The organism is uncultured Aliivibrio sp. (genome assembly GCF_946479765.1).
Classification (GTDB): domain Bacteria; phylum Pseudomonadota; class Gammaproteobacteria; order Enterobacterales; family Vibrionaceae; genus Aliivibrio.
In genome coordinates this window covers 13478-31073 of the sequence record NZ_CAMLHO010000014.1, presented here as the reverse complement: position 1 = coordinate 31073, position 17596 = coordinate 13478, and the positions used below count along the sequence as shown (strand labels likewise).

15 protein-coding genes are annotated in these 17596 nt (G+C 39.5%); 6 read left to right on the top strand and 9 right to left on the bottom strand.

Annotation, left to right across the window (positions count from 1 at the left end; all coding sequences use genetic code 11):
• Positions 1 to 12: 12 nt before the first annotated feature.
• From Q1K78_RS07390 to aspA, 5 genes are all read right to left on the bottom strand, one after another.
• The gene (locus Q1K78_RS07390; protein ID WP_300176144.1) at positions 13 to 1965 is read right to left on the bottom strand and encodes a PTS mannitol transporter subunit IICBA; all 1953 of its coding nucleotides are present in this window, start codon (positions 1963 to 1965) and stop codon (positions 13 to 15) included.
• Between the two features lie 696 nt (positions 1966 to 2661).
• A complete protein-coding gene (gene nagB / locus Q1K78_RS07385) occupies positions 2662 to 3462 on the bottom strand; it encodes a glucosamine-6-phosphate deaminase (protein ID WP_300176279.1) in 801 nt (266 codons plus the stop codon).
• 107 nt (positions 3463 to 3569) lie between these two features.
• Positions 3570 to 5420: a protein-disulfide reductase DsbD gene (locus Q1K78_RS07380; RefSeq protein ID WP_300176141.1), complete on the bottom strand. Its 1851-nt coding sequence runs from the start codon at positions 5418 to 5420 to the stop codon at positions 3570 to 3572.
• Positions 5421 to 5579: 159 nt separating this feature from the next.
• Positions 5580 to 6881, bottom strand: coding sequence for an anaerobic C4-dicarboxylate transporter (locus tag Q1K78_RS07375; RefSeq protein WP_300176137.1), 1302 nt, complete (start codon positions 6879 to 6881; stop codon positions 5580 to 5582).
• A 164-nt stretch (positions 6882 to 7045) separates the two neighbouring features.
• Positions 7046 to 8494, bottom strand: a complete 1449-nt coding sequence (gene aspA, locus Q1K78_RS07370; protein ID WP_300176135.1) for an aspartate ammonia-lyase — start codon at positions 8492 to 8494, stop codon at positions 7046 to 7048.
• Between the two features lie 432 nt (positions 8495 to 8926).
• On the opposite strand from aspA, the gene Q1K78_RS07365 reads away from it, so the two are divergent.
• Complete coding sequence (locus tag Q1K78_RS07365) at positions 8927 to 9460, top strand: FxsA family protein (protein WP_300176132.1); 534 nt, start codon at positions 8927 to 8929, stop codon at positions 9458 to 9460.
• 106 nt (positions 9461 to 9566) lie between these two features.
• Here the strand turns inward: Q1K78_RS07365 and Q1K78_RS07360 are convergent, their stop codons facing one another.
• Positions 9567 to 10712, bottom strand: coding sequence for a peptidoglycan DD-metalloendopeptidase family protein (locus Q1K78_RS07360; RefSeq protein WP_366899648.1), 1146 nt, complete (start codon positions 10710 to 10712; stop codon positions 9567 to 9569).
• 222 nt (positions 10713 to 10934) lie between these two features.
• On the opposite strand from Q1K78_RS07360, the gene Q1K78_RS07355 reads away from it, so the two are divergent.
• From Q1K78_RS07355 to cysE, 4 genes are all read left to right on the top strand, one after another.
• Entirely contained in the window at positions 10935 to 11387 is a 453-nt protein-coding gene (locus Q1K78_RS07355) for a rhodanese-like domain-containing protein (RefSeq protein ID WP_300176128.1), read from the top strand.
• Positions 11388 to 11515: 128 nt separating this feature from the next.
• Complete coding sequence (gene secB, locus Q1K78_RS07350; RefSeq protein WP_300176125.1) at positions 11516 to 11986, top strand: protein-export chaperone SecB; 471 nt, start codon at positions 11516 to 11518, stop codon at positions 11984 to 11986.
• 166 nt (positions 11987 to 12152) lie between these two features.
• Entirely contained in the window at positions 12153 to 13184 is a 1032-nt protein-coding gene (gpsA, locus tag Q1K78_RS07345) for an NAD(P)H-dependent glycerol-3-phosphate dehydrogenase (RefSeq protein WP_300176122.1), read from the top strand.
• Positions 13185 to 13202: 18 nt separating this feature from the next.
• Entirely contained in the window at positions 13203 to 14024 is an 822-nt protein-coding gene (cysE, locus tag Q1K78_RS07340; protein WP_300176277.1) for a serine O-acetyltransferase, read from the top strand.
• Between the two features lie 98 nt (positions 14025 to 14122).
• On the opposite strand, the gene Q1K78_RS07335 is transcribed toward cysE, so the two are convergent.
• The 3 genes from Q1K78_RS07335 to Q1K78_RS07325 all read right to left on the bottom strand — a co-directional run bounded on the left by Q1K78_RS07335 (position 14123) and on the right by Q1K78_RS07325 (position 16801).
• Complete coding sequence (locus Q1K78_RS07335) at positions 14123 to 14602, bottom strand: tRNA (cytidine(34)-2'-O)-methyltransferase (RefSeq protein ID WP_300176119.1); 480 nt, start codon at positions 14600 to 14602, stop codon at positions 14123 to 14125.
• Positions 14603 to 14719: 117 nt separating this feature from the next.
• Entirely contained in the window at positions 14720 to 16096 is a 1377-nt protein-coding gene (gene cpxA / locus Q1K78_RS07330) for an envelope stress sensor histidine kinase CpxA (RefSeq protein WP_300176274.1), read from the bottom strand.
• A gap of 18 nt (positions 16097 to 16114) precedes the next feature.
• Positions 16115 to 16801, bottom strand: a complete 687-nt coding sequence (locus tag Q1K78_RS07325; protein ID WP_300176116.1) for a response regulator — start codon at positions 16799 to 16801, stop codon at positions 16115 to 16117.
• A gap of 202 nt (positions 16802 to 17003) precedes the next feature.
• On the opposite strand from Q1K78_RS07325, the gene Q1K78_RS07320 reads away from it, so the two are divergent.
• The gene (locus tag Q1K78_RS07320; protein ID WP_300176113.1) at positions 17004 to 17507 is read left to right on the top strand and encodes a CpxP family protein; all 504 of its coding nucleotides are present in this window, start codon (positions 17004 to 17006) and stop codon (positions 17505 to 17507) included.
• Positions 17508 to 17596: the final 89 nt, after the last annotated feature.

Sequence of the window (17596 nt, the reverse complement as noted above, 5' to 3'; positions counted from 1 at the left end):
TATATGTGATTGTTATGCTGCTTGTTCGCCTGAAAGAATTTCTAAAATCTCATTAACGCTATTAGTAGATGTTAGCTTTTCAATGGCACCCGGTTCATCAAGCGCATTGGTAATTGATGTAATTACTTGAATATGCTCATCATTTTTAGCTGCGATACCTATAACCAATTTAGCTATGTCATCTTCGTCTTCAGTGAATTGAACACCTGATGGATACTGACAGATAACGATACCTGTTTTGATTACACGGTCTTTGGCTTCTATTGTTCCATGTGGTACGGCAATAGATTCACCAAGGTAGGTTGATACTAGTTTTTCACGGTCAAACATCGCCGCTATATATTCTGGTTCTGCGTATCCAAGAGACACAAGTTGTTCACCTGCGTATTGAATCGCTTCTTCTTTAGTCTTAAAGGTTAATCCAAGATGGATGTTCTTTGCTTCTATTTGAAATGGTTGTGCGTTTTGTGGTTCAAAAAATTCATCATTCGCAGCCACTGGAGATACTTGTGGTATTTCATCATCGTTCGCCGCTTCTGGGTAAGTCGATGCCATAATGCGTGCGACTAAATCGTTATAGATATGGCTATCTAAGAAGTTTGTTAATGAAATATGTTCTGCATTTTCTGCGTGCTTACGTGCACGGTCCGTTAAATCTTTATGAGTTATCACAATATCGACATCCGTAGGTAAGTTATTGATAGCACAGTTTGTTACGCTGATTTTTAAGCCTGCTGCTTGTACTTTTTTGCGAAGCAGACCTGCACCCATTGCACTTGACCCCATACCTGCGTCACACGCTACGATGATTTTTTGGATGTTATTGAATTTTGTTGAGTTACTTTTTTCAGCAGTGATACCAGAAGGTTGACCTTTTGAATCAGATTTCATATTACGCATTTTTGATGTCGCATCATCGAGCGATGTTCCGTCATCTTCATCTGATGTTGCTTGAGTTTTCATTAGGATTGCGGCAACAGTAAATGAAACGGCAGTCGCAGATAAAATTGAACAGATTACGCCAAGCGCAGAGGCTTTAGGTGTCAATAGTAAGATGGCAAAGATAGAGCCTGGAGATGCTGGAGCAACCATACCTGCATTAAACAGAGTTAGAACGAATACTCCTGTCATGCCACCTGCAATCGCTGCAAGAATTAAGCGCGGGTTCATAAGAATGTATGGGAAGTAAATTTCGTGAATACCACCAAAGAAGTGAATGATAGATGCACCACCAGCGGTTTGTTTTGCTGTGCCTTTACCAAAGAACATATAAGCAAGAAGAATACCTAAGCCAGGTCCTGGATTTGCTTCAATTAAGAAGAAGATAGATTGGCCAGTTTCGTTTGCCTGTTGGATACCTAGAGGAGAAAAGATACCGTGGTTAATGGCGTTGTTCAGGAATAGAATTTTTGCTGGTTCAACAAAAATAGAAGTTAAAGGCAGAAGACCTGCATCGACTAAGAAGTTAACCCCCCCAGCAAGACCCGCAGATAAGACCTTAACAAAAGGACCAATGAAGAAGAAAGCAACAATTGCACATAACATACCAATGATGCCGGCAGAAAAGTTGTTAACTAGCATTTCAAAGCCGCTTTTGATTTTACCATCGACTTTTTGGTCGAACAGTTTAATCGCTAGGCCGCCCATAGGACCCACCATCATTGCTCCCATGAACATTGGAATATCAGTACCAGCAATCACACCCATAGTGGTAATTGCACCAACAATGGCACCACGTTCGCCGCCCACTAATTTACCCCCGGTGTAACCGATAAGTAGTGGAAGCAAATAAGTAATCATTGGGCCAACTAGTTTCGCTAATTCTTCGTTAGGGATCCAACCTGTTGGGATAAATAAAGCAGTGATAAAGCCCCATGCGATAAACGCACCAATGTTAGGCATTACCATATTTGATAAAAAACGACCAAAATTTTGTATCTTGATCTTTGCATCTGGTGATATCATGAGTGATTCCCCGTTTGAGGTTTTTATTAAACTGTCTAAAAATGACTCGCCAAAGTCATTGGTTAATTTCTAAGTACAGATATAATTTACCATAGATTTTTTAATTGAACCGATAACGGGAAATTCGTGAATCAAGTCACGTTTTCACTCCATCTGCAATAAATAAAGTAGATCTTCGTTGCATTAACGTATTGAAAATTTACTACAAAAAATAAATTTCAACTTTGTCAATTACTATTTGTCGATCAAGATCTCGTTTGTAGAGATTATCTCAAGTAAGAAATGGTGACCCTTGTCACGAATTTTGAATTTGAATTTAAATAATTAAACATCAAAGTGATTTGCTTCACATTTTCATCTTTTATTCACGCTTCGAATTAAATCGTTTAATTTCGTTGCTTGTAAACTGAAATTTTATTACGAATAAAACTGCCTCTTAAGTATTATCCCTCATTTGCTTTATTTCCATTTTACGACTTTGTTTTTTGTTTGTGGGTGCTTTCAATTAGAAGGTGTTTTTTGTATGCGTGGAATTTGAAGCGTATTTTGGAGGTAAAAGATCATGAGAATAGAAAAAGAATATGATGTGAGTGGTTAAATGTGGATTAGTGGAGTGGTGTTGAAATGATAATCCAAAAAATAGACATAAAAAAGGAGAACATAAGTTCTCCTTTTTGCGATATATAAAGCAGAAGATTAAACGTGCTTAATGTTTTCAGCTTCTAGTTCTTTAAAGTATTTAACTGTTTTCACTTTCAGTTCTTGTTGTGATGCTTCATCACAAACGATCACTGATTTAGGGTGAATTTGAAGTGCTGATACTGTCCACATGTGGTTTACAGAACCTTCAACAGCAGCTTGTAGAGCAAGTGCTTTGTTGTGGCCAGTGATTAGGATCATGATCTCTTCAGAATCAAGCAGAGTACCAACACCGATAGTTAATGCGTACTTAGGTACTTGAGCAATATCGCCGTCGAAGAAACGAGAGTTAGCAATACGAGTATCTTCAGTTAGTGTTTTGATACGAGTACGAGATGCTAGAGATGAAGCTGGTTCGTTAAATGCGATATGACCGTCGTTACCAACACCACCCATGAACAAGTTAATGCGGCCGTAAGACTTAATTTTGTCTTCGTAACGCTGGCATTCTTCTTCGTGGTTGTCAGTGTTACCGTTTAGAAGGTTAATGTTTTCTTCTTGGATATCAACATGGTTGAAAAAGTTTTCAAACATGAAAGTACGGTAAGATTCTGGATGATTTGTATCAAGACCGATGTACTCATCCATGTTGAATGTTATTACGTTCTTAAAGCTTACTTTGTCTGCTTTGTACAGTTCAATTAGCTTTTTGTAAGTATTAAGAGGAGTTCCACCAGTAGGAAGACCAAGAACAAATGGACGATCTGCTGTTGGGTTAAACTCATTGATGCGGTTAACAATGTGTTGTGCTGACCACGCGCCTACTTGTTCTGCTTGGTTTAATGGAATAAGTCTCATCATATACCTCAAAAAATTAATGTAATTGTTCGCTTAATTGCGTTAATTCGCATTGTAAAATAAGTGTCTTCATAATGCTAATGATTTTGGTCAATAAAGGAGCAAAATTATTCAACCAAGCTCACATTTTGTTGCAAATGCTGAATAAAAGGCTCTGCTTTCATAAATCCAGTTAAGCGTGAAGTTGATAAGTAATCACCGTTCGTATTCCAAAAGTCGATAGTTGGTAAGCCAAGGACTTTCAATTGTTTAAGTAACTCAATGTCTTCAGGGCTGTTTTTAGTTACGTCAGCCTGCAATAAGATAAATTCACCTAAGAGCGGTTCTACATTTTCATTATGGAATGTGTACTTTTCAAACTCTTTACAAGCGACACACCAGTCAGCATAAAAGTCGAGCATTACAGGTTTTCCTTGTGCTTTTGCCGCTTCCAATTCTCGGCTTAAGTCTTCAATCGTACTTATCTTTTTAAACGTTACGGCTTGAGTTGTAGCACTCACTTCAGTATTCGCCTTACCTGAAATTGCATCAATCACAGGGATTGCAGAGCCCACAATACCCAAGATAGCGATGATCCCAGCAACACTGGTTTTCCATGATTGAGGCATCGTCGCTTTGACATGATATAACCAACCAAACGCAGCAATACCCAATGCAGACCAAATAAATGGCGTAATGCTATGGGGAAGAATACGTTCCAACAAGAACACAGGAACCGCTAACAAAATGAAGCCAAATAGCGTCTTCACATGTGTCATCCACACGCCTGCTTTTGGTAGTAATTTATTACCAAATACTGCCGCTAAAATTAGAGGGATCCCCATACCAATCGCTAAGGCATACAGAGCAACTGCACCAGTCAGTAAGTCGCCACTTTTTGCTACGTAAAGCAGTGCACCAGAGAGCGGAGCTGTTGTGCATGGTGAACAAACTAAACCAGATATAGCACCCATAGCAAATACACCACCTAGGTTACCGCCTTTTTGTTGGTTACTAATGTCATTTAATTTGGTTTGTAAACTGCTTGGCAGTTGGATTGTGTAAGCGCCAAACATAGATAATGCGAGCAACACAAACATGATGCTCAAACCAATCAATACATAAGGGTGTTGTAATGCCGCTTGAAATTGCATGCCTGCCGAAGCAACCACTAACCCAAGTAGGGTATAGGTTAAGGCCATGCCTTGAACGTAAATAAAAGAGAGCTTAAAAGCCTTACCGTGAGACAGCTTTCCACCGCCCAGAACAATACCCGTAAGAATAGGGTACATAGGTAATACACAAGGTGTAAAAGCAAGACCAACCCCTAACGCTAAGAATAAGAAGGGAGTCCACCAAGCATCACCTAGGTCATCTGCTAGCTCTTGTTGTTGAGTTTGGGATACGGTTTTTTGTTCAGTCGCTGATGACGTGTTCTTTTCTACGCTAACTGGTGCGGCATCACTTTTAGCTACTACGTGAGTATTTGCCGTTTCATCTTGATATGAACTTGATGCTGTTAGTACTGATAATGGAACTTTACGGATCTCTGGTGGATAACAGAATCCAGCTTCTGCACAGCCTTGGTATCGAACGATCAATTCTGCATTATCACTAACAGAAATTAATGGCACAGTAATGGTCAATGGTTTTGTGTAGATATTCACACTACCAAAGAACTCATCATTATGAGGAGTACCTTCTTCCATGACTAAATTAGCAATTTCAGCACCATTAGAAGAGACAGATATACGTTGTTGATATAAATAGTAATCAGGTTTTACTTGCCAATCTAAATAAATACGATCTCCTTGTTGCATAAAATTAAAAGGAAATGCTTCATTTACCGTTACAAAAGAAGAACCTTGTTGGTTTTGTAATTTAGTTAAATCAAACGCAGCCAAGGCTTGTGGAGCGAAAGAAGTGAATAGAATGAAGAATGATAAAAGGGCAGCTCGAAATCGGAGTAAATTCGTCATGTGGAAGTCTTTATAAAAATAGATACGGATATGACTATCGAAATGGTCAAGAGTTCGGCAAGTATAGTATCAATTGCATTAATGATCTGCTCATAAAATTTTGGATAAAAAAAGGCAGCTAATTTTAGCTGCCTTTTTTAGGTGATATATAAATCTTAATTAAAGAATAATACCGCCAAATACAAAGCCTAGTGCAACAGAAGTAGAAATCGTTGCTACACCCGGAATGAAGAATGGGTGGTTAAATACAAGATTACCAATACGTGTTGAGCCAGTATCATCCATCTCAACCGCAGCCAGAAGCGTAGGGTAAGTAGGAAGAACAAACAGCGCACTTACTGCCGCAAAAGAAGCAACCGCAGTAATTGGTGCTACACCAATTGCCAATGCAGCAGGCATTAGTGCTGTCGTTGTAGCGCCTTGAGAGTAAAGAAGCATTGAAGCAAAGAATAAAACAATTGCTAGCATCCACGGGTATTGTGCAAGGATTTCAGCAGAGAATTCTTTGATTTCACCAATATGAGAAGAAACGAAGGTATCACCAAGCCATGCTACACCAAGAACACACACACAAGCACTCATGCCTGATTTGAATGTTGCTGCGTTAGCAATTTTAGAGGCATCAATCTTAGTGAAAGTAACGATAGCAGCAGCCGCTGTTAGCATTAGGGCCATGATAGCTTCGTTACGACCAATTGTTGGATTTTCAATCAGGCCAACACTGCCACTGATCATCGTTGCATAAGCAACAACAGCGACGATAGCAACACAGAAGATATAAACAGATGTTTTTGCCGTAGGTAAGATTTCACGTTTACCTGCGCCGTTCATTTTGATTAGACCTTTTGCAAGACGTTCTTGATAAACAGGATCATCTTTCAGCTCACAACCTAGGAAGTTAGCAACAAATGCACCAACCATACAGGCTAGGAATGTTGAAGGAATACATACCGCTAATAGCGTTAAGTAATCCACACCTAGTGGCTCAAGGATGCCAGAGAAGAATACAACCGCCGCAGAGATTGGAGACGCAGTGATTGCAATTTGAGAAGCAACAACAGCAATAGAAAGTGGGCGAGATGGGCGAACACCTTGTTCTTTAGCAACTTCTGCAATAACTGGAAGCGTAGAGAATGCAGTGTGACCTGTACCTGCTAGCATTGTCATGAAGTAAGTCACGATTGGTGCGTAGAAAGTAATGCGTTTTGGATTTTTACGAAGAAATTGTTCAGCTAGGTCAACCAACCAATCCATACCACCAGCCACTTGCATTGCAGCAATAGCCGTGATTACAGACATGATAATTAAAATAACGTCGATAGGGATAGAACCTGCGTCTAAACCTAAGATCATGGTAAGGACAAGAACGCCCGCACCACCCGCAAAACCGATACCAATACCGCCGATACGTGCACCTAAATAGATGAACAATAATACGACGAGAAGCTGTACAGCAATCATATATAACTCCAAAGTTTAAATTTAAAATAATTATTCAGATTTTTATTGAGTAGCTATATATAACAAACCAATAAAAGTATGAATGATTACTTGATGAATTTTATAAATATTTTAAAAGGATAAAAAAAGCGAGCCCTAAAGAGCTCGCTATTTACAATTAATAATTAATCGTAACGTTTTGCTTTGTATTGAGGGTGCATTAGATTCTCTACAGAGAAGATGTCATCTAGTTGCTCTTCAGTTAGTAGACCGCGCTCAAGAACAACATCGCGAACATTTTTGCCTGTTTCAGCACAAATTTTACCAACAATGTCACCTTCGTGGTGGCCAATGAATGGGTTTAGGTATGTAACGATACCGATAGAATTAAATACGTGAGCTTCACATATTTCTTTATTTACCGTGATACCGTCGATACACTTGTCACGTAAGTTCACACATGCATTTTTCAAGATTTCGATAGATTCGAAAAGTGCTTGACCAATTACTGGTTCCATTACGTTTAATTGCAGTTGACCCGCTTCAGCAGCGAAAGTTACTGTTGTATCGTTACCAATTACTTTGAAACATACTTGGTTTACAACTTCTGGAATTACTGGGTTTACTTTAGCAGGCATGATTGAAGAACCAGCTTGAAGCTCAGGTAAGTTCAATTCATTGAAACCAGCACGAGGGCCAGAAGAAAGAAGACGTAAATCATTACAAATTTTAGACATCTTAACCGCAGTACGTTTTAGCGCACCGTGGATCATAACATAAGCACCACAGTCAGAAGTTGCTTCAATTAAATCTTCAGCAGCAACACACTCTAGGCCTGTTACTTCTGATAGATGACGAACCGCAGCTTCTTGGTAACCAGTAGCCGCGTTTAAGCCAGTACCGATTGCAGTCGCACCGATGTTTACTTCTAAAAGAAGTTGCGCTGTGTAGTTAAGATTTTTTACTTCTTCTTTAAGCAGAACACCCCAAGCGTGGAACTCTTGACCAACAGTCATTGGAACTGCGTCTTGAAGCTGAGTACGACCCATTTTCAGAACGTTACGGAATTCTTGATCTTTAAGATCGAACGCACCTTTTAGGTATTCAATCGCTTCGATTAGTTTCATCATGCTGTTGTATACAGCAATACGGAAGCCTGTTGGGTATGCACAGTTAGTTGATTGAGAGCGGTTTACGTGATCATTAGGGTTAATGATATCGTATTCGCCTTTCTCTTTACCCATTAGTTCAAGAGCAACGTTAGCAATAACTTCGTTAGCATTCATGTTAACTGAAGTACCTGCACCACCTTGATATACGTCTGATGGGAATTGGTCCATGCACTTGCCAGTTTCAAGAATTAAATCACACGCTTTGATGATGTACTCACCAACTTGTGAAGGAATCGCACCTAATTCTTTGTTAGCTAAAGCTGCTGCTTTTTTCGTGTAGATCATGCCACGAACAAATTCAGGAACATCTGAAATAGTTACATTCGAAATGTTGAAGTTTTCCATAGCACGAAGGGTATGAATACCGTAGTAAGCGTCAGCAGGAACGTGACGTTCACCTAGCAAATCTTCTTCAATACGGGTAGCAGTATTTGTTTTTTCTAAATCAAGCATCTGAGTCATAGTAAGCCTTTGAGGTTCTATATTTTAATTATTGGATTCTGTCCAAGTGATCATATCTGCGAGTAGAATCCGTTCGTCAGAAAGTTGATCAATATCGTACCTGATGCCTTGTTTTGAAATCATCATACACCTCTTTAGTGGTAAAAATGTTAAGTTGATCACTTTTTACGTCGAGTTTTTGCAAAATATTTCAAATTGAGATAATGCTCTCACTAGTTGTTAATATAATTACTTTATAGGTTGTATAACTGCTAATCGAGTTAATGAATTTGGTGGCTGTTTACATTCTTTTACAGAGTTATTTCTTGAAAAGTTCACTGGTGTGCCGCATCTATCATAATAGGGATAGAAAAAGTGGTTTGCGGTTAATGCCTGCTACACTAAATAAAGCAAAAAAAGAAAAGATCGTATTAAATTTAATTGAGGTGTGTTGTGTTTCCTATTTTATTACTCATGTTTATTTTTGTACCTATTATTGAAATTGCGCTGTTTGTGCAAGTTGGCGGCATGTTAGGAATGTGGCCGACACTTGGATTAGTACTTATTACCGCTTTTGTAGGAGCGTCATTGGTACGAAGTCAAGGGATCCAAACGTTGATGTCGGTGCAGTCAAAGTTACAACAAGGTGAATTACCTGCACAACAAATCATAGAAGGCGTCATGCTTGCGATTGCTGGTGTGCTATTACTGGTTCCTGGTTTTATGACCGATGCATTAGGTATGTTAGTTTTATTGCCAGCACCAAGGTCGTATTTAGCAAAACAATTAATGAGCAGAGTAAAAGTGAATGGAATGGGGGCATCACAAGGTGGCTTTCATGCTGGTTTCGGTGGTGGATTCGATCAAAATGGCCCGTTTAATCAAGGTAACCCATTTGATCAAGAAAATCAGAACGGTCAACGAGGAGATGTGTTTGAAGGTGAATTTCAACGTAAAGAAGATGATCCGAATAAAACCTTAAAATAATCGGCTCGCTATATGAATTGAATAAAAAAGCCGCGTTATCCTTCTATACAAATAGAGATAACGCGGCTTTTTTAATGTCTGACTTTACTGATTAATTATGTAATGACTAACGCTTTAACCAAGAGCGAGGATTTTGTGCTTTACTGTTACGGCGGATTTCAAAGTACAGAGAAGGTCTGTCTTGACCGCCACTGTCACCAACCACTGCAATGGTTTCACCAGCGCGAACTTTATCGCCTTCCTTCTTCATTAGGCTTTGGTTGTAACCATATAACGTCATATCACCTTTACCGTGGTCAATGAGGAGCATTAAGCCATAGCCACGCAACCAATCAGCAAACACAACTTTACCTGAATCAATCGCTTTAACTGGGGCTCCATATTGACTCGCTAACACCATGCCCTTCCAGGTTAGTTGTCCTGTCTGTTTAGTACCAAAGCTATGCAATGTTTTAGGATTGTCGATTGGCCAAGGTAGACGACCTTTTTGACGCGCAATACCATCCATAGGAACATTGTTTTTAGCTTTTGCCTTGGCGATAGCAACTTTTAAACGTTTTTCATTTTGCTGTAATTCATTTAAATAACCGTTTTCACTTGAGATGCGATGCTTAATGCTTGAAACGGTTTTCTTACGTTTATTTTGAGACGTTTGCAGTGTCTGTTTTTCTTTCGTGTATTGTGCAAGCAGCTCACTTTGTCTCTGTTGTTGCTTAAGCAAAGAGGCTTCTTTTTCTTCTAGCTGCATCGTGGTGAACTCTAATTGAGAGAGAGCACCCACCCTTGCTTCAGATAAACGTTGAGCGTATTGCGTCATACGATCTATTTTAATGACATCATCACCGCTTAATACGTTAGATAGTTGATTATTCCGATTTGTGAGATAGTGATTAATTAGCAGATCTTTAAGGATCTGAATTTGCCCAATTTGTTGTTGGCTTAATTCGGATTGTTGCTGTTTTAGTTCGGTAATAGAGAGTTTTAATGCATTAAGTTCTTTTGTTGCATTACGTGCTTGTTTAGAGGCATTAGCGATCGATAATTCGTGCTTTTTAAGGCTAGATTGAAGACCAGAGAGTTCTTTTTTCTGCTTGTTTAGCACGGAGTTTTGACGAGATATTTCTTGTTTCATTCCCTTTAATTCTGCGTCATTAGCATGAGAGATTATAGGAAAGCTAAATATCAGGCATACTAACGCCGTCGTACAGAGTTTACGAAAAGAAAAAAACGTATTTACAAGGGATATGTTCATCGCAGCATTATTTCAGATAGAGTGGACTCTGACTAGGCAGAGTTTGTATTTGGTCTCAATTGTAAAACCAATATCACAGCATTTTAGCTGTATTAGGCTGTTTTTTTATCCTCGCTAGTTTCAAAAGAAACCCTAGGGTATACTTTCGCTTTAATTTTAGCGCCTATGGTAACTGGACTGTCTAATGACATGTGGTTATCTAAAAAATCAGAGATAAAGAATATGGAAACGTCAATCATCGATTTTGTAACCAACAACATGATTTTAGCTGTTGTTTGGGTTGGTATTATTGTTGCGTTAATTCAGAACGTAGTAAAGCAAAAAACATCAGGCTACCAAGAGATTGATCCAGCACAAGCAACAACTCTAATGAATCGTGAAGACGCGATTGTTGTAGATGTTCGCTCTAAAGATGAGTTCAAATCAGGTCACATTACGGGTGCTCGTCACATTTTACCAAGCGACATCAAAGCTGGTAGCTTATCAGGTCTTGAAAATTCAAAAACCACCCCAATTATTGTTGTATGCAAAACAGGTCAAACAGCTCAAGCGGCAGCAAATGATTTGCATAAAGCTGGTTTTGAGCAAGTTAAATTACTTAAGAATGGTTTGATCTCTTGGAATGAAGCGAATCTACCGTTAGTAAAAGCGAAGTCGGTAAAAAACAAAAAGTAATTGCCGATTTCCTAAGCAACTGACTCATATTGATGTGATATCGGGCTCATTTTTTAGATATCACGAATGCAGAGTAATAAGACATCGTTATTCTGCATTTATACTTATTTAATAGAAAGGACTTTCCCATGGCTGAAGCAGCACAACAAGAACAACAAAACTTTGCAATTCAACGTATCTTCCTAAAAGACGTGTCTTTTGAAGCGCCTAACTCACCAACTATGTTCCAAAAAGAGTGGAATCCAGATGTTAAACTGGATCTTGATACTCAAAGCCGTGAACTAGGTGAAGGTGTTTATGAAGTAATTTTACGTTTAACTGTAACGGTTAAAAATGAAGAAGAAACTGCATTCTTATGTGAAGTTCAACAAGGTGGTATCTTTACTGCTGGCCAAATGGAAGACGCTCAATTAGCACATTGCCTAGGTGCATTCTGCCCGAACATTCTTTTCCCATACGCTCGTGAAACAATCTCTAGCCTAGTTGTTAAAGGTACGTTCCCACAACTTAACCTTGCGCCAGTTAACTTTGACGCATTGTTCATGAACTACCTACAAAACCAAGCTCAAGAAAACGCAGAAGCACCAGCTCAAGCGTAATTCTTTTGAATATGAAGAATTGATGGCGTTTTGCTATTGATTAATTTGTAGAGAATAAATGCACTTTTTTATCTAATATAGTTCTATATGTTTGTATAGCTTCTATATGTTGATAACAAGTGCATTTTGTTTTTATTACTACTGTATCTTTTGATACTTGTTTTGGATGGTCACAATGACAACACAAACTGATTACTCTGATATTTCAATGACCGTACTTGGTGCTGGTTCATACGGAACGTCTCTTGCTATTTCTCTTGCTCGTAATGGCGCAAAAGTGATTTTATGGGGCCATGAAGCAACTCATATGGCTCGTCTTGAAGCGGACCGTGCAAATGAAGAGTTTTTACCTGGTGTTGTTTTTCCACCATCACTGATTATGTCTGCGGATCTTGAAAAATCAGTTCAAGCGAGTCGTGATTTGCTTGTTGTGGTTCCAAGCCATGTGTTTGGTTTGGTACTAGGCAATGTAAAACCGTTTCTACGTGAAGATTCTCGTGTATGTTGGGCGACAAAAGGGCTTGAGCCTGAAACAGGTCGTTTATTAAAAGAAGTGGCAGTAGAAGCATTGGGTGAGTCACACTCTCTGGCTGTCTTATCTGGACCTACTTTTGCTAAAGAACTTGCTTCTGGTATGCCAACCGCGATCGCCGTCGCGTCACCTGATCAGCAATTTGTTAAAGATCTTCAAGATAAAATTCACTGTTCAAAAACGTTCCGAGTGTATGCGAATAATGATTTCACTGGAATGCAACTTGGCGGCGCGGTGAAAAATGTGATCGCTATTGGTGCTGGTATGTCTGATGGTATTGGTTTTGGTGCTAATGCTCGTACGGCATTGATTACCCGTGGTTTAGCTGAAATGACACGCTTAGGTGTCGCACTGGGTGCAGAAGCTGAAACTTTTATGGGTATGGCTGGTTTAGGTGACCTAGTATTAACGTGTACCGATAATCAATCTCGTAACCGTCGTTTTGGTCTTGCTTTAGGCCAAGGTGGTGACGTAGAGAGTGCTCAGATTGAAATTGGTCAAGTCGTTGAAGGGTATAGAAACACCAAAGAAGTGTTTTTACTTGCAGAACGAATGGGCGTTGAAATGCCTATAGTTGAGCAAATTTATCAAGTATTGTATCAAGGAAAGGATGCAAGAGTTGCTGCACAGGATTTACTAGCACGCGACAAAAAATCAGAATCGTAATTCAAGGATGGTATGAAGATGAATGAATGTAAGAAACATAAAGTATGGGAAAAAATTGTTCAGGAAGCGCGCGAGCAATCTGAGCAAGAACCCATACTTGCAAGCTTTTATCATGCCACCATCATTAAACATGAAAATTTAGCGGCGTCGTTAAGTTACATTCTTGCGAATAAATTAGCGACGGCATCAATGCCTGCGATGGCGGTTCGTGAAGTGGTGGAAGAGGCGTTCGCTTCAGACCCAAGCATTACGGATGCTGCCGCGTGCGACATTTGTGCGACGGTAACTCGAGATCCTGCGGTTTCAATGTACTCAATGCCTTTATTGTACTTAAAAGGTTATCACGCGCTGCAAGGTTATCGTGTTTCAAACTGGCTATGGAAACAAGGCCGAATTGCGTTAGCAACCTACTTACAGAATGAAATTTCTGTTGCATGCCAAGTGGATGTTCACCCTGCGGCTACCATTGGTAAAGGGATCATGTTTGACCATGCCACAGGCATTGTTATTGGTGAAACCGCGGTTGTTGAAAATGACGTTTCTATTCTCCAAGATGTAACGTTAGGCGGTACTGGTAAAGAGAGTGGTGATCGTCATCCTAAGATCCGTCAAGGCGTGATGATTGGTGCCGGTGCTAAGATTTTAGGCAATATTGAAGTCGGTGTCGGTGCGAAGATTGGTTCGTGTTCTGTTGTGCTTCAAGCGGTTCCTCCTCATACGACAGTGGCAGGGGTTCCGGCTAAAATCGTGGGTCGTCCTAGCTCTGAGATGCCGTCTTTAGATATGGATCAGCAATTTAATGGTAAGTCTCAGACGTTTATTTCTGGTGATGGAATTTAATATCCGATTCAGTTAACTCATTTTATAGCTTCTTTGTATCAAAAAAATAGCCACTTAATCGTGGCTATTTTTGCATTGAGACAGGGTAGATAGAAAAATCATAATCCGCCTTCAAAGCCCATTTGACGCCATGCTTCAAAGACAATAATCGCAACAGAGTTAGAGAGATTTAAACTGCGACTGTCAGGCATCATTGGAATACGAACACGCTGTTCCATTGGTAAAGCATCGATTAAATCAGCCGGTAGGCCACGGGTTTCTGGGCCAAACAATAATACATCACCTTTTTGATAACTTGGCATTGTGTGGTGACCTGTCGTTTTGGTTGTACAAGCAAAAATACGGTGTTCGCCTTCGCTTTCATTTTCTAAATATTCAAGAAATGCAGCGTAGTTTTTATGGCGTTTTACATGAGCTAAGTCATGATAATCTAACCCAGCGCGGCGAAGTTTTTTCTCTTCTAAATCAAATCCTAATGGTTCAATTAAATGCAGGTTTGCACCACAGTTAGCTGATAGTCGAATAATATTACCTGTATTTGGGGCGATTTCAGGTTCGTACAGCGCAATCTCAAACATAATGAACTCTTGAATAAACGGAAATTAAACGCAGTATATCTAATTGATTGGTATCGGGGTAGGGCGTACTCGTAACAACATGGCTTAGGTTGAGATAAGCCATGTTGTTAGGAAGGATTATTGTTCGATAGGCAAAGTGATCGTCATTCGTAATCCGCCAAGAGGACTTTTGCTCGCAATGATGGTTCCGCTGTGCTGATTAATCGCACTCTCTGTAATCGCAAGCCCTAATCCTGTACCGCCACTGCTTCTGTCTCGAGCGGTTGAAACACGATAGAAGGGTTTGAAAATATCTTTTAACTCATCTTCAGGTACGCCTTCACCGTTATCATCAACATGAATAATAAAGTGATTTTCAGTCTGATCTAGATTGACCGTAATAATGTCGTTGCCGTATTTTATGGCATTTCGAATGACGTTTTCTACTGCACTCATTAATAAATTAGGATTGCCAAAAAGAGGGGTTTCAGCCAAACCAGAATAGGTGAGAACTTTGTCCATGTGTTCTGCTTCAAATTTTGCATCTTCTAAAATATCAAATAATAATGAATACGCATCGGTTTTTTCTCGCTCTTGATGGCTATTAACTTGGATGCGGGACAGTTCTAACAGCTCTGAAATCATCTGCTCAAGTCGTTCGGCTTCCATATCAATACGAGATAACTCAGCACTTTCACCTTGTTTACGAGTAGCAAGAGCTGTCGCCATTCGTAAGCGAGTTAGTGGTGATCGTAGCTCATGAGATATATCAGAGAGCAACCGCTGTTGACCTGAGATCATGGTATTTAATGACCCCACCATTTGGTTAAAACTTTGACCTGTTTTTCTGAATTCCCTTGGGCCTTTTTCTAGTGCTTCATCTTTTTCAAACTGGCCTCTAGCAACACGTTCTGCCGCTTTTTGTAGTCGTCTAGCAGGCTGACTTAATGCCCAAGCAAGCCAAAGTAAAAAGGGGGTACTGACCAGCATAGTAACTAACAATAATTGTATCGGTTTATCTAAAATGCGCAGAATGAAAGGAGGCGGTTTTTTCCAATACCTTCCCACATACATATAGACCGTTTCTTTGGCGATAACGATGTCGAAAGGTCCTGCCATCATGGTTCTGCCATAGAGCTTTTGTTGTGGTAACTTGGGATCATCAGATAAGGTTAAAAAATTAAGTAGCGCTTTTTTTCTGCCTCTCAGCTCCCTAGGCTTATCTAAGATTTCGCCTGTTGGGGTAGTAAAAAAAAGATCTAGGTTTTCATCATGATCATGAGCTTTATGACTGATCTCTTTAAGGGCCACTGTTAAATTATCACGTTCCGAATATTTCCCAGTAATATAGGCTGCCACTTGTGTCATTTTACTTAGATGTTCCGTGGCTATATCATGACGAGATCGTGGATCAAAATTAGGGCCGATAACGACCCCAATCAAAACCAATAATAAAGTGAACCAAAAAATGGCAAAGATGCGACCATACAGGCTCGAAAGTACGGGAAATTTCATTTTCTTTGCAAACAAGAGTTATTCCTCTACGAATAAGTAGCCACGGCCACGTAGGGTTTTAATTCGAGGCTTCCCTTCTGATAATGGAGGTAATTTTTTGCGAAGATTAGAAACGTGCATATCAATAGCACGATCAAAAGGAGCTAAACGTTTTCCAAGTACTTCTAGGCTTAACTCTTCTTTAGAGATGACTTCTCCGGGTTTTTGAATAAACTGAGACAGTAAACCAAACTCCGTTCCTGTTAAGTCTAATAATTCAGCGTCGTGGTAGGCTTCTTGTTTACCTATGAAAATCTCAATATTTTGGTATTTAACACTGCTGCTATTATTATTTTCTTTTGTTTTACTTTGTGTCCTACGTAAGATTGCACGAATACGAGCAAGTAACTCTCGATCACTAAAAGGTTTTGGTAGATAGTCATCAGCACCAAGTTCTAAGCCTATAACACGGTCAATTTCTTCCCCTTTAGCCGTCAGCATCAGGACAGGGGTTTCATTGGTTTCACGTAATTTACGTAGCATGTCCATGCCATTCATTTTTGGCATCATGATATCAAGTAAGATAAGATCAAGATCATCACTAATTGCGGCTAATCCTTCTATACCATTGTTGGCTTCAACAACGCTATAGCCTTCTAGGCTTAAAATATCTTTAAGTAATGCGGTTAGTTCCACATCGTCATCAACCAATAAAATCTTTGCCATTATTATTCACCTGCGTAATACCTTATGGATATAGTATCGCCAAATAAACAGGTGAATACCAACCTTCAAAATACTATTTACGTTGATTTACGCTTAAAAGACACTCATTTACTTTGCTTGCGCTATTCTTACTCCATACCAAGCAGCACGAAAGTGAACTGCCTTTACATAACACTGAATTTTCTGCCACGGAGATAACATAATGAACATGATGAAAAAAATGATTTTAGGCGCTGTAGTACTTCCTCTTTCTCTCGCTTCTGCTTCGGCATTTGCAGCTGGTGGTCATCATGAGGGTGGAATGAAAGGCGGCATGAAGGGGGGTGAAGGTATGCACGGAAGTAAGTGCATGATGAAAGCCAATAAAAAAGCCTTTAAAGATCTGGAGTTAACTGATTCTCAAGAAGATCAATTTGATGCAATGCGTGATGCTCGTAAAGCAGAACATAAAGCGAAAAAGGGTCAAAAACGTCAACCAACGGCTGAGATGAAAGCGGATCATAAAGCAATGCAAAACTTAATGTTATCAGACAACTTTGATGAACAAGCAGTGCGTTCGTTAGCTGAGAAAATGTCAGAGCGTCAAATTGATCGTCGTGTAGAAATGATAAAAAAACGCCATGAAATGATGAATATTTTAACACCAGAACAGAAAACAGAATTTAAAGCAAACCAAGATAAATACATTGCAGATTGTGATAAATAATCTGATTTAATCAGAAGATAAATAAAGCGAGCTCTTATGAAAATAGGGGCTCGTTTTTTTATATTATGATTTTGTTGAGGTTATATTAA

Coding starts and splice junctions, on each gene's coding strand:
- cpxA (WP_300176274.1), bottom strand. CDS start 16,096: ATGAAATTTCCCGTACTTTCGAGCCTGTATGGTCGCATCTTTGCCATT.
- Q1K78_RS07320 (WP_300176113.1), top strand. CDS start 17,004: ATGAACATGATGAAAAAAATGATTTTAGGCGCTGTAGTACTTCCTCTT.
- nagB (WP_300176279.1), bottom strand. CDS start 3,462: ATGAGACTTATTCCATTAAACCAAGCAGAACAAGTAGGCGCGTGGTCA.
- Q1K78_RS07335 (WP_300176119.1), bottom strand. CDS start 14,602: ATGTTTGAGATTGCGCTGTACGAACCTGAAATCGCCCCAAATACAGGT.
- Q1K78_RS07360 (WP_366899648.1), bottom strand. CDS start 10,712: ATGAACATATCCCTTGTAAATACGTTTTTTTCTTTTCGTAAACTCTGT.
- Q1K78_RS07390 (WP_300176144.1), bottom strand. CDS start 1,965: ATGATATCACCAGATGCAAAGATCAAGATACAAAATTTTGGTCGTTTT.
- secB (WP_300176125.1), top strand. CDS start 11,516: ATGGCTGAAGCAGCACAACAAGAACAACAAAACTTTGCAATTCAACGT.
- aspA (WP_300176135.1), bottom strand. CDS start 8,494: ATGACTCAGATGCTTGATTTAGAAAAAACAAATACTGCTACCCGTATT.
- Q1K78_RS07375 (WP_300176137.1), bottom strand. CDS start 6,881: ATGATTGCTGTACAGCTTCTCGTCGTATTATTGTTCATCTATTTAGGT.
- Q1K78_RS07355 (WP_300176128.1), top strand. CDS start 10,935: ATGGAAACGTCAATCATCGATTTTGTAACCAACAACATGATTTTAGCT.
- Q1K78_RS07380 (WP_300176141.1), bottom strand. CDS start 5,420: ATGACGAATTTACTCCGATTTCGAGCTGCCCTTTTATCATTCTTCATT.
- Q1K78_RS07325 (WP_300176116.1), bottom strand. CDS start 16,801: ATGGCAAAGATTTTATTGGTTGATGACGATGTGGAACTAACCGCATTA.
- gpsA (WP_300176122.1), top strand. CDS start 12,153: ATGGTCACAATGACAACACAAACTGATTACTCTGATATTTCAATGACC.
- cysE (WP_300176277.1), top strand. CDS start 13,203: ATGAATGAATGTAAGAAACATAAAGTATGGGAAAAAATTGTTCAGGAA.